This window comes from Variovorax sp. TLI9-5A (assembly GCF_056867935.1).
The window spans coordinates 2,738,789-2,750,810 of sequence record NZ_CP200310.1; the positions used below are offsets into that span (position 1 = coordinate 2,738,789).

Here is a 12,022-nt window from a genome sequence, read left to right on the forward strand (position 1 = left end):
AGTTCGCCCGTTGCGAAAAACGGTGCTTGGTGCGCTCGCACCCCGCTCCTAGCATTCGCCTCGCCAGCCTCATTGATGCCTCGATGCATCGCAGGCGGCACACAAGCACAGCCGAATGCCTTCACCTCATCGCATCGAAGAAAAGGAATCCGCCATGGCCCATCTCCGCGATCCCGGTCGCCGAAGTCTGCTCAAGACATCCCTCATCGCCGGCGGACTCTCCGCCGGTGGCCTGCTCTCGGTCGACGCCTTCGCGCAGGGCAAGGCGCGCATCAACATGCAGCTGGGCTGGATCGTCGGCGGCAACCAGATCGGCGAGGTGGTCGCCAAGCGCATGGGCTTCTACGAGCAGGAGGGCATCGACTTCGCGATCCAGCCGGGCGGGCCGAACATCGACGGCGTGGCCATCATCGCCTCGGGCCGCTACGAGGTGGGGCAGGTGTCGTCCAGCCCTTCGATCATGCTGGCCGTGTCGCAGGGGCTGCCGATCAAGTGCTTCGCGGTCGGCGCGCAGAAGCATCCCTACACCTACTTCTCGCTCGCGAAGAACCCGGTGCGCAAGCCGGCCGACCTGGTGGGCAAGCGCGTGGGCATTCCGTCGACGGCGGCCATCCTGCTGCGCGCGCTGCTCGCGAAGAACAAGATCGCCGAGAAGGACGTGAAGGTGGTCTCCATCGGCGCCGACATGACGCCGCTGCTCACGGGGCAGGTCGACGTGGTGACGGGCTGGCTCACCAACACCACCGCCATCAAGGTGCTGGGCCCCGACATCGCCACGCTCACGCAGTGGGACGCGGGCGTGCGCCTCTACGCGCTGCCCTACTACGCATCGACCAAGACGCTGGAGACGCAGCCCAAGGTGATCGAGGCCTTCCTGCGCGCCACCGCCAAGGGCTGGCACCACGTGCGCGCCAACCGCGACCAGGCGGTGGACATGCTCATCAAGGAGTACCCGAACCTCAAGCGCGAGGACGAACGCGTGGCGGTCGACGCGATGCTCGAATACGCCTTCGGCGGCGCGGCGCAGACCCAGGGCTGGGGCGCGATGGACCCGGCCGTGTGGCAGGAGCAGATCAACACCTACGCGGAGCTGGGGCAGTTCACCGCGCGCACGCCGAAGGTGGAAGACGTGATCTCGCTCGACGTGCTGAAGGCCACCGCCGCCGCGCGCGCCATGAAGGGCTGACGCGCGATGGCCGCCGTTCTCTCCGCTCCCCCGGCCATCGCCTGCCGCGACATCGGCGTGCGCTTCTTCACCGAGCGCCGCGACGTCACCGCCATCAAGAGCCTCGACCTCGAAGTGGCGCAGGGCGAGTTCCTCACCTTGCTCGGGCCTTCGGGCTGCGGCAAGTCGACCTTTCTTCGCGTGGTGGCCGACCTGCTGCCGCCCAGCCGCGGCAGCATCGAGGTGTTGTCCTCCACGCCGCAGGTGGCGCGCAAGAATCGCGACATCGGCTTCGTGTTCCAGGACGCGGCGCTCCTGCCCTGGCGCACCGCGCTGCAGAATGTGGAGCTGCCGCTGCAGGTGGGCGGCGGGGCGGGGCGCAAGGGCCGCCGTTCGCCGCAGGAGCTGCTGGAGCTCGTGGGGCTGAAGGACCGCATCAACGCCTTTCCGCATGAGATGTCGGGCGGCCAGCGCCAGCGCGTGTCGATTGCGCGCGCACTGGCGAGCGACCCGAAGATCCTGCTGATGGACGAGCCCTTCGGCGCGCTCGACGAGATCACGCGCGACCGGCTCAACGAGGAGATCCTGCGCGTATGGCGCGAGACGGGCGTGACCATCCTCTTCGTCACCCACAGCATCCATGAGGCGGCCTTTCTCGGCCAGCGCGTGCTGATGCTGGCCGCCAACCCGGGCCGCGTGCGCGAGATCGTGCCGGTGGAGCTGCCCGCCGACCGCACGCTGGAAGTGCGCGAGACACCCGAGTTCGTTCGACTCACGAGCCATCTGCGGCGCGTGCTGGAAACCTGCTGAGGCCGATGCCATGAATACACGTTCCATCGATGCGGCAGCGCCCGGCGCGCTCGGCGCGGCACCCGCGCCGGCCGACCCTGAATATCTGGCCTGGGCCGCCGCGCGGCAAAAGCGCATCTGGCGCCGGCGAATTCTTCCGGCGCTGGGCATCGTCGGGCTCATCGCGTTGTGGTGGCTGGTGATCGTCGCCTTCGGCATCAAGCCCTTCATCGCACCCACGCCCTGGGCGGTGCTGGAGACGCTCTACGCCAAGCGCGACGTGCTGCTCGACAACCTGCTGCCCACGACCTTCGAGGCGGCCGGCGGCTTCGTGCTGGGCAACCTCGCGGCCATCGTCGTTGCGACCATCTTCGTGCACAACAAGACGCTGCAGGACATCTTCTTTCCCGTGGTGCTGATGTTCAACGCCGTGCCGCTGGTGGCGAAGGCGCCCGTGCTGGTGCTCATCATGGGCAACGGCGTGGAGCCCAAGATCACCATCGCTGCGCTGGTGTGCTTCTTTCCGACTCTGGTGAACATGGTGCGCGGGCTGGAGTCGGTCAACCCGCAGGCGATGGAGCTGATGCGGGTGCTGTCGGCGAGCAAGACGGAGATCTTCTTCCGCCTGCGGCTGCTCAACGCGCTGCCCTACCTGTTCTCGGCGCTTCGCATCGCGGCTTCGATGTGCGTGATCGGCGCGGTGGTGGGCGAGTGGGTCGGAGCCACGGTGGGCATCGGCGCAATGATCCTGCAGGCCACCTTCAACTTCGATTCGCCGCTGCTCTACGCCGCGATCGTGATGAGCGCGACGCTCTCGGGGCTGTTCTTCCTGCTGGTCACGCTGGCGGAGAAGTGGGTCATCCGCTGGCAGCCCGAAGAGGGCGCGCACTGAGCCTGCACTGAACACAAGCGTGCGACCGGCGGGCCACGGACCCGGCCGGCGAATTCCAGACACATCCAAACATTTCAACAGGAGAGTTCTATGAGCCGTATTGGCGACTGGATGCAGGAGCCCGCGCACGACGTGCGCGTGGCAGCCGAATCGGACGTGGTGGTGGTCGGCGGCGGCCCCGCCGGACAGGCAGCCGCATTGGCCGCCGCGCGCAACGGCGCGAGCGTGACGCTGCTGGAACGCTACAACCACCTGGGCGGCCTCGCCTCGGGCGGCATGGTGCTGGTGCTGGACGACATGTGGGACAGCCATCAGCAGGAAATTTCGGTGCGCGGCATCTGCCTGGAGATGATCGAGCGCATGTCGGCGCTGGGCCTGGCCGAGTACCCGCGCCAGCACGAATGGGGCACGCTGCCAGAGTCGGTGCGCCGCTGGAAGCGCTGGGGCACCTACGACTTCCACAGCAAGGAGAAGCCGCACCCCATCTGCTTCGCCGCCGCCTTCGACCCCGACGCATGGAAGCGCACCTCGCTGGAGATGGTGCTGCAGGCCGGCATCGAACTGCGGCTGCACTCGTGGTTTTCGCGCACGCTGGTGGAGGATGGCAAGGTCAAGGGCGTGGTCTGCGAGACCAAGGGCGGGCGCGAGGCCATCCTGGGCAAGGTGGTGATCGACACCACCGGCGACCTCGACGTGGCGGCCTCGGCCGGCGCGCCGCACATCAGCGGCAGCTACATCGTGACCACCGTGTTCCGCCTTGGCGGCGTCGACACCGAGGAAGCCGAGCGCTTCGAGCGGGAGGAGCCCGAGGCCTGGCAGGCACTCGACCGCGAGATCAAGCACATGCTTGGCGGCGCCTGGGAAGCCTGGTGGCTCAAGACGCCGCTGCCAGGCGTGGTGTGGTGCAACTGCCCGCACATGCCGGGCCTGGACGGCCTCAAGGTGAGCGACCTCACGCGCGCCGAGGTGCAGGGCCGCGCCACCATCCACAAGGTGATCGACTTCGTGCGCGCGAAGCTGCCCGGCTTTGCCAAGTGCACGCTGATCGACATGGCTCCGCAGACCGGCATCCGCCAGACCCGCCTGCTCGAAGGCGCCTACGTGATGACCAAGGAAGACGTGGCCCAGCGCACCCGCTTCGAGGACAGCGTGGCGCGCGGGCGCGACTACTACTACCCCTACCGCACGCTGCTGCCGCGCAGCGTCGAGAACCTGCTGGTGGCCGGGCGCCACTACTCGGCCACCTCGGCCGCGCAGAAGATCTCGCGCGAGATCCCGCCCTGCATGGCGATGGGCGAGGCCACGGGCACGGCAGCCGCGCTGGCGCTGAATGCCGGCGTGACGGTGCGCAACGTGGACATCGCGAAGCTGCAGAAGACGCTGCGCGCGCAGGGCGCCGACCCCGGCGACCAGAAGGGGCCGAACGCCGACGTGCCCGCCATTGCCCGTTCGTTCACCAAGGAGGCCGCATGAGCACCGGCACCAATGCACTGCCGCTGGACGGCATCCGCGTGATCGACTTCACGCAGGTGATGATGGGCCCGGTCTGCACGCAGATGCTGGCGGACCACGGCGCCGACGTCATCAAGGTCGAGCGCAAGGGCGCGGGCGACCTGAGCCGCTCGACCTTCGCGCCGGTGGCCGGCGAGGACAACCCGATCTTCTGCAGCCTCAACCGCAACAAGCGAAGCGTGGAGATCGATCTGCGCGACGCGGCGCAGATGGAGCTGGTGAAGGCGCTGATCGCCGGCGCCGACGTGGTCACCAACAACTTCCGAGCCGGCGTGATGGAGCGGCTGGGCCTGGGCTATGAAGACTGCAGGCGGCTGAACCCGCGCATCATCTATGCGGTGGGCACCGGCTTCGGCGAGACCGGCCCTTATGCCCACAAGGGCGGCCAGGACGTGCTGGCCCAGGCGCTCACCGGCGTGATGGCGCGGCGCGCCGATGCGTCTGTGCCGGTGTCGATCTACCCGACAGCGCTTGCCGACTACACCGCCGGCATGCACATGGTGCAGGGCATCCTGCTGGCGCTGCTGCAGCGCGAGCGCACGGGCGAGGGGCAGAAGATCTCGGTGTCGCTCTACAACTCCATGCTGGCCATGCAGATGCAGGAAGCGGCCATGGTGATGATGGAAGACTCCGAGGTGAACTGGGCCGCCATGCCGCTGTCGGGCGTGTTCGACACGCAGACCGGGCCGCTGGTGCTGGTGGGCGCGTTCAAGGCCAATCCGCTGCGCGACATCTGCACCGCGCTGAGCATCGAAGACCTCTCGCTGGACGCGCGCTACGCCACGCTGTCGGCGCAGTTCACCAACAAGGCGGCGCTGCACGCGATCTTCCGCGAGCGCTTCGCGAGCGGCACGCGCGAGCACTGGCTGGCGAAGCTCGAAGAGCAGGACCTGCTCTCCGCGCCGGTGCGCGACATGCGCGAGGCGCTGGTCGATCCACAGACGCTGCACAACGCGATGATCCTGGAGGGCGGCACGCCCTCGGGCCGCGCGCTGAAGTTCATTGCCAGCCCGATTCAGATGTCGGGCGCCAAGGCCGGCCTGCGGCGCGAGCCGCCCAAGCTGGGGCAGCACACGGCCGAGGTTCTGGCCGAGGCGCGCGCGCTGATCGAGGAGGCCGATGCATGAGCGTCCTTCTCGAAGTGGCGGACTATGTCGCCACCGTCACCATCGACCGGCCCGAGGTGCTCAATGCGGTCGACCTGCCGACCGAGGCCGAGCTGCAGCGCATCTGGAGCGAGATCGAATCGCGCGACGACATCCGTGCAGTGGTGCTCACCGGCGCCGGCGAGCGCGCCTTCTGCGCTGGTGCCGACCTGAAGAACACGTCGAACCTCAAGGGCGTGGAGTACTGGGCGGCGGCGCGCCCCGGCGGCTTCGGCGGCATCGCGTTGCGCGAGACGCTCGACGTGCCGGTGATCGCGCGCGTCAACGGCCTGGCACTGGGCGGCGGCTTCGAGATGGTGCTGGGCTGCGACATAGTCGTAGCCTGCGAGGAGGCCAGCTTCGGGCTGCCCGAGCCGCTGGTGGGGCGCCTGCCGCTGGACGGCGGCATGCTGCTGCTGCAGCGGCAGATTCCCTACCGCCAGGCCATGGGCATGATGCTCACCGGACAGCGCGTGAAGGCGCAGCGCGCGCTGGAGATGGGCCTGGTCAACGAGGTGGTGCCGCGCGCCGGGCTCGACACGGCCGTGAACCGCTGGGTGCAGCAGATGCTGGCCTGCGCGCCGCTGTCGCTCAAGGCCATCAAGCAGGTGGTGCGGCGCACCGGCACGTTGGCGCCGGCCGAGGCGCACCGCATGCGGCTGCCCGCGCTGGTGGCGGCATTGCAGTCGCAGGATGCGGACGAGGGCGTGCTGGCCTTCCAGCAGAAGCGCAAGCCGCAGTGGCTGGGCCGCTAGGCCGCCCGCCAGCGAAGGTGCATGCCATGCCCCACGTCATCACTGGTGCCTGCATCGACATCAAGGACGGCGCCTGCGTCAAGTGCTGCCCGGTCGATTGCATCTACGAAGGCGCGCGCACTCTGTACATTCACCCGGATGAATGCATCGACTGCGGCATTTGCGTGTCCGCCTGCCCCACGCAGGCGATCTACGAAGATCTTCGGCTGCCGCCCGAAATGGCACATTTCGCGGCGATCAACCGCGACTTCTTCGCTGCGGAAGTCAGCGGACTGGGCTCGCCCGGCGGCGCGGCCGACACCGGCCCCGTGGCCTGCGACCATCCCGGCATTGCCCTGGAGCAAGCGAGGCTGGCCGGATGAGCCGAGTGCCTTGCACGCGTGCAGGAGGGCCGCCTGATGCATGCCAGCATCCTCAAGTACTTCATCGAGGTGGCGAGCTGCGGCTCGGTGCGCAAGGCCTCGGAGCGGCTCTTCGTGGCCGCGAGCGCGGTCAACCGGCAGATACACAAGCTGGAGGACGAGCTGGGCGTCGAGCTGTTCGACCGCATGCCCAACGGCCTGCGGCTGAACGCGGCCGGCGAGCGCCTGCTGAAGCACGCGCAGGAGACTCTGCACCAGTACCAGGTGATGCGCACCGAGCTCGATGCGCTCAAGGGCGAGCGCACCGGCCATGTGAAGGTGGCGGCCATGGACTCCTTCTTCGAGGAGCTGCTGCCTTCGGCGGTGGAAGACTTCTTGCAGGTGTTCCCGGCCGTCACGTACACCATCACCGCGGTGCAGCCCATGGACGTGGCGCAGATGGTGATGTCGGGCCAGGTCGACGTGGGCATGACCTTCGTGAGCCGGCTGCCGGGTGGCGTGGCGGCGGTGGCGCTGGCCAAGCTGCCCATCGGGCTGGTGATGCCGCCGGGGCATCCGCTGGCCAACCAGGCGAGCGTGTCGCTGAAGGAATGCGCGCGCTATCCGTTCTTGCGCTCCAGCTCGCATCCGGTGATCAGCGCCGCGCTGTCGCCCGAGTTCGCCGGGTTCTGGGACGACATGGAGCCGGCCGCCACATGCAACTCGACGCCGATGCTCAAGCGGCTCATCAAGGCCGGCAAGGGCATCTCGTGCTTCTCGAAGATCGCCTTCATCGAGGACCTCAAGCGCGGCGACCTGATCTGGCGGCCTTTCGAGCTGCCCGCGCTCGAACAGCTGCAGGTCGGCATCGTGGTGCCCTCGCAGCGCGTGCTGCCGCACGTGACGCAGAACTTCGTCGGCCGCATGGCGCGCCGGCTGGCCCAACTCGAGATCGCAGCCGCCGCCGTGTAGACGCGGGTGGTGGGTGCGCCCACTTTTCAACCCAAGGAGACACGACGACATGAACGATCTGAAGGACAAGGCTGTACTGGTCACGGGCGCGAGCACGGGCATCGGCGCGGCGGTGGCGCGCGCGCTGGGGCAGGCGGGCGCGCGGGTGGCGGTGCACTACAGGGGCAGCGCCGACGAGGCCCGCAATGTGGCGCGCGACATCGAGGCCGCCGGCGGCCGCGCGCTGCTGGTGCAAGCCGACGTGACCGACACGGCTGCCGTCGACCGCATGGTGAAGACAGTGCATGCCGAGTTCGGCCGCATCGACGTGCTGGTCAACAACGCGGGCGGCTTCGTGAAGCGCTCGCCCATCGTCGATGCGGATGACGACTACATCGACGCGGTGTTCCGCCTCAACGCGCGCTCGGTGGTGGCGGTGAGCCGCCGCGTCATTCCGCTGATGGCCGCCGGCGGCGGTGGCGCGATCATCAACGTGACCACGCAGGCCGCGCGTACCGGCGGCGGGCCGGGCGCGGGGCTGTATGCCGCGTGCAAGGGCTTCGTCTCGACCATCACGCGCACCATGGCCAAGGAACTGGTGAAGGACAAGATCCGCGTCAACGCTGTGGCGCCGGGCGTGATCGAGACCCCGTTCCACGACGGGCATTCGAGCCCCGAGGTGCTGAAGAACTTTGCCAATGCGATTCCGATGGGGCGGCTGGGCACGGCTCAAGAGTGCGTCGGCGCATTCCTGTTCCTGGCGAGCGAGGCGGCCAGCAGCTACGTGACCGGGCAGGTCATCGAGGTCAACGGCGGGCAGGTAATGCCCTGATGGCTGTGCGCGCCGCTCAGCTCAGGTCGACGTAGCCGCCGACCTTGCCGCAGTGCAGGCAGCCGAAGACGAACACCGCGAAGCCGCGCTCGCGCGAGGGCGTGTCGAGCAGCCATTGCCAGCCTTCGCCGGCATCGAGGCGCGCGTCGTCGCAGGTCTCGCGCATGAAGTCGCCGGCCGGCTCCGACGCGAGCAGCGCGCGGTCGACATGCTCGATCTCTCCGAGGAAGCGGCCGGCGTCGTTGCAGTGCGCCCACCATCGCTCCTGCTGCCAGCTGAAGAAGCTGGGTGTGCGTTGCGACACTTCTTCGATGATGCGCATGGGCAGTTCGACCTCGCCCATGCCCACGCCTGCAGCGTCGTTGAATTCGCCGTCGAACTTCGCCGCGGCCGAACCGTCGGCGATGCACCAGGGGCAGAAGTGCGATTCGTCGCCGATGGCGTAGAAGCTGCCGCCGTAGATGTAGCCGGTGGCCTGGCCGCAGCACTGGCAGGTTTCGCCGGACATGCGCATCACGCCCGATTCGAACGGATCGGCGTAGTAGCGGAACACGGGCAGCGCACGCGCGGGGTCGGGCTGCACGGCCTCCGGCACGCGGGCCTGGTCGATGGCCGCCTGCAGGTCGCCGGCGTACGGCGCAGAAAATTCGCCGGTGTGCACGTCGAACAGCAGGATGTCTTCGGCGATGGTGCCGCTCGCGGGGTCGCGGCGCACGAAGAGCTGGCGGTACATCGAATAGTCGTGCGCAATGCTGATGCCGTCGCGCGGAAAGCGCGCGTCCTGCAGCGCGAGCCGCGTGTAGTGGAGAACATCTTCGGCGGTGCGCTTCATCTGCTTGCGGTCGCTGCTGTCGAAAACCGGATGCAACTGCCACTCGGCATCGCGTTTTCGGGGATCGCCGAAGCTGCCGCCGTTGGATGCGGCATAGCGGCTTCGCAGGATCGGTGGCAGGGCGGCGCCCAGTTTTTCTTCGAGGGCGCGCAATGCGCTTTCGGGTGCGGTTGGGGGCGGAGTGTGTCGATTCATGGCGAAGAATGAAGGACCGGATTGCAGTATGCCGAACACCGTGCGGCCCCTCGAACGCCTTCTAGAATCGTCGACGCTTTTCCCTTGCGGCTGCTCGCAGCCCGCCCGGAGCGCAACGCTCCTTCTTTTCTTTTTTCCTTGATGCCTTTCAGATTCCGACTCGCTCTTTCCTCCTTTTTTCTTACTCTGTCCGCTGCCACCGTCTGCGCCGCATCCACGCCTCAGCTCGTGCTCGCCCCCGAGTCCGAGCGGGCGCCGCAAACGTCACAGGTCCCCGCGCTCGACCGCGCCGTGACCGACTTCGCCGGCCTGGCCTCCGGCTCGTACTACTGGCCTGAAGGCCTGCTGGCAGAACAATTGATCGCCGGACTGGCATCGCGGCGCCATCGGCAGCAGCAGGCGTTGCCGGGCGGCAAGCGTCTGCTGTCGTCGTACCGCTTGCCCAACGGCGGCAGCGAGCGCTCGGCCCTGCTGGTGGATGACAGCACCGGCGAAGTGCTCGCCGCGGCACTGGCGCACCGCGAATGCGGCGTCAAATCATCGTCCATCGGTTGCCGCGACGACCAGCATGCGGTGCTGTCGATCTTCCTGCGCCCCGGCATCGATCGCGCACAGGCGCAGCCGCTGGTCGACTGGAGCCGCACGGTGCCGAAGGAAGACCTGGACTCTGGCAAGGAAGAGAAGTTCGAGAAGACCGAGTACACGACCATGGACGCCGCGCACACCAAGGCGCGGCCTGTCACGCGGCCGAAAGGCTTTTCGCAGGCCGTGCCGCTGTATCCGAGGGCTGTGCTGCACTACACCGGCCAGGACGCCCTGAGCGATGCGAAGGCCAGGCGCGTGCTGCGCCTGCAGACCGTCGACACCGTGGAGCAGGTGCTCGCCTTCTACAAGAAGCTGTCGCCGCCGCTCGAGGGCATCCAGTCGGAAGCTGACGAGCGCTCGGGCTACGTGCTCGGTAACCTGAAGGGCATTGCCTTCTCGGTCAACGCCAAGGTGCCGCGCGACATGCCGGCGATCACCAACATCGAAATCGAGATCGCCGAATGAGCGCACTGTTTCCAAAGAAGACCCTGGCGTCGCTGCTGCTCGCCTGCACGCTCGGTGCCTCCGTGCACGCGGCGCCCGTCACCACCGAGCTGCCTCCGCCCCGGCTGAAGCTCAGCGAGCAACCCAAGATCCGCAGCGCCGTGATTGCCATGGTCGGCTATGCGCGCGGCAGCTACACCGATGGCGACAGGCTCATCGCGGCACAGGTGCTGGACGGCATGCGCTCGCGCTTCGACGTCACGCGCACCGTGTGGCCCGACGGGCGCACGGTGATCGCGTCGGTGAGCGGCGAAGGCCACGGCGAGGAACGCTCGGCGCTGCTGCTCGACGGCGAAGGCCGCCTGCTGGCGATCGGGCTGGTCAACGGCCACTGCCGCGATTCCACCAAGCGCGACGAGCCCAAGGTGTGCAACCCCGACCCTCAAGCCGTGCTGACGATCTTCCATCCCGCCGACGCCAGGCCATCGGATGCCGAACCGCTGATCGCATGGGCCAAGACGCTGCCTTCGTACCACGCGCTGATGGCCGAGAGCGATGACCCCGCCGAAGCAGCGGCCGCGCAGAAGATCGCCACCGTCGAATACATCGCGGGCCAGCCGACGGCGCCGGGCTGGCGCGACGCGCAGTTGCCGGCTGGCTTTCCGGCTTCGCTGAAGCCGCTGCTGGTGCAGACGGCGGAGGTCAACAGCACCGCCAGCGCCGGCAAGATCGTGATGCCAAAGGGATTGGCCGGCAAGCCGATGTACACCGACCGCGAGAACGCCCAGCTCAAGGGCGCCCGCTGGCCCGATGCCGAAGTGACACTGCGCAGCTACGCGGCGTTCGACGACCTTGTCGCCACCTATCGTGAACTGGCCAAGGGCGCGAGCCTGGAAGCCGGCGACAGTGAGCGTGATCGCGAGGCCGTGTTCAGCGGCACCGATGGCGCGGGCCGCTACACCGTCAGGCTGCGCGATGCGAAGGAAACCGGCGTGTTCATCACGGTGTCGAGCTGGAAGCGCAAGTGACGATGCGCAGCCAGGGCCAGCGCGACTGGTAGTCGCGCGCCTTCACGGCGAACATCTCCGGCATCGGCAGCAACGGATTCATGCGCAGGATGCCGGCGGCCAGGTCACCGAGTCCGTCGGGCGCATGGAGCGAGCCGTCGGCCAGGTCGATGCCCACGCGGGTGCAGGCGATGAGGTATCGGTCGATGCCGTCGCGCGCGGATGACAGGCGCGGGTAGGGCGCCTTGAAGCGCTGTTCGTACCAGAGGTGCACGCGGGCCTGGTTCTTGACCTCGATGGTCGCGCCGAGGTCGGCGGTGGCTTCGTGCACGCGGCGGATGACGGCGTCTTCGGCTTCCCACGACAGGTCACTGTCGTCGAAGTAGAAGACGTCGTAGTCCTTCACGCCCCAGCCCGGCGGCCGGCCGGCTGTGTGGTTCCACGCGGACTGGAAGACGCAGCCGGCCGTGAGGAAGCTCTGCCGGAGCCCGAGGCCGGGAAGGCGGTTTGCCAGCGCCGCGTTGACGGGGTCCTGCATCGCCTGCGCGATGAGGCCGTCGGGCGTCAGCGCCAATGC

At 68.1% G+C, this 12,022-nt stretch carries 13 protein-coding genes; 11 read left to right on the plus strand and 2 right to left on the minus strand.

Features of this window, described 5'->3' with window-relative positions:
- The first annotated feature begins 154 nt into the window (after positions 1-154).
- From AC1VNX_RS13105 to AC1VNX_RS13145, 9 genes are all read left to right on the plus strand, one after another.
- Positions 155-1,186, plus strand: a complete 1,032-nt coding sequence (locus AC1VNX_RS13105; RefSeq protein WP_483157073.1) for an ABC transporter substrate-binding protein — start codon at positions 155-157, stop codon at positions 1,184-1,186.
- A gap of 6 nt (positions 1,187-1,192) precedes the next feature.
- Positions 1,193-1,975 (plus strand): ABC transporter ATP-binding protein, encoded by a 783-nt coding sequence (locus AC1VNX_RS13110; protein WP_483157074.1) that lies wholly within the window; start codon positions 1,193-1,195, stop codon positions 1,973-1,975.
- Between the two features lie 10 nt (positions 1,976-1,985).
- Positions 1,986-2,846 carry an ABC transporter permease gene (locus tag AC1VNX_RS13115; RefSeq protein WP_483157075.1) on the plus strand — a complete coding sequence of 287 codons (861 nt, stop codon included), beginning with the start codon at positions 1,986-1,988 and terminating at the stop codon, positions 2,844-2,846.
- A gap of 90 nt (positions 2,847-2,936) precedes the next feature.
- A complete protein-coding gene (locus AC1VNX_RS13120; RefSeq protein WP_483157076.1) occupies positions 2,937-4,319 on the plus strand; it encodes an FAD-dependent oxidoreductase in 1,383 nt (460 codons plus the stop codon).
- Positions 4,316-5,485: a CaiB/BaiF CoA transferase family protein gene (locus tag AC1VNX_RS13125; protein WP_483157077.1), complete on the plus strand. Its 1,170-nt coding sequence runs from the start codon at positions 4,316-4,318 to the stop codon at positions 5,483-5,485. The genes AC1VNX_RS13120 and AC1VNX_RS13125 overlap by 4 nt, the downstream gene beginning before the upstream one ends.
- Positions 5,482-6,258 carry an enoyl-CoA hydratase-related protein gene (locus tag AC1VNX_RS13130; RefSeq protein ID WP_483157078.1) on the plus strand — a complete coding sequence of 259 codons (777 nt, stop codon included), beginning with the start codon at positions 5,482-5,484 and terminating at the stop codon, positions 6,256-6,258. The genes AC1VNX_RS13125 and AC1VNX_RS13130 overlap by 4 nt, the downstream gene beginning before the upstream one ends.
- Positions 6,259-6,284: 26 nt before the next feature.
- Positions 6,285-6,620 (plus strand): ferredoxin, encoded by a 336-nt coding sequence (gene fdxA, locus AC1VNX_RS13135; RefSeq protein ID WP_483157079.1) that lies wholly within the window; start codon positions 6,285-6,287, stop codon positions 6,618-6,620.
- A gap of 36 nt (positions 6,621-6,656) precedes the next feature.
- Positions 6,657-7,571 carry a LysR family transcriptional regulator gene (locus AC1VNX_RS13140; protein WP_483157080.1) on the plus strand — a complete coding sequence of 305 codons (915 nt, stop codon included), beginning with the start codon at positions 6,657-6,659 and terminating at the stop codon, positions 7,569-7,571.
- 49 nt (positions 7,572-7,620) lie between these two features.
- Positions 7,621-8,382: an SDR family NAD(P)-dependent oxidoreductase gene (locus tag AC1VNX_RS13145; protein ID WP_483157081.1), complete on the plus strand. Its 762-nt coding sequence runs from the start codon at positions 7,621-7,623 to the stop codon at positions 8,380-8,382.
- A gap of 16 nt (positions 8,383-8,398) precedes the next feature.
- On the opposite strand, the gene AC1VNX_RS13150 is transcribed toward AC1VNX_RS13145, so the two are convergent.
- Positions 8,399-9,409: a CbrC family protein gene (locus AC1VNX_RS13150; RefSeq protein WP_483157082.1), complete on the minus strand. Its 1,011-nt coding sequence runs from the start codon at positions 9,407-9,409 to the stop codon at positions 8,399-8,401.
- 228 nt (positions 9,410-9,637) lie between these two features.
- Here AC1VNX_RS13150 and AC1VNX_RS13155 point away from each other — a divergent pair, with 228 nt between their 5' ends.
- Both AC1VNX_RS13155 and AC1VNX_RS13160 read left to right on the plus strand, forming a co-directional pair.
- Positions 9,638-10,459: a hypothetical protein gene (locus AC1VNX_RS13155; protein ID WP_483157083.1), complete on the plus strand. Its 822-nt coding sequence runs from the start codon at positions 9,638-9,640 to the stop codon at positions 10,457-10,459.
- Positions 10,456-11,466: a hypothetical protein gene (locus AC1VNX_RS13160; protein ID WP_483157084.1), complete on the plus strand. Its 1,011-nt coding sequence runs from the start codon at positions 10,456-10,458 to the stop codon at positions 11,464-11,466. The genes AC1VNX_RS13155 and AC1VNX_RS13160 overlap by 4 nt, the downstream gene beginning before the upstream one ends.
- On the opposite strand, the gene AC1VNX_RS13165 is transcribed toward AC1VNX_RS13160, so the two are convergent.
- The gene (locus tag AC1VNX_RS13165) at positions 11,438-12,019 is read right to left on the minus strand and encodes a nucleotidyltransferase family protein (protein WP_483157085.1); all 582 of its coding nucleotides are present in this window, start codon (positions 12,017-12,019) and stop codon (positions 11,438-11,440) included. The genes AC1VNX_RS13160 and AC1VNX_RS13165 overlap by 29 nt on opposite strands.
- Positions 12,020-12,022 lie beyond the last annotated feature (3 nt).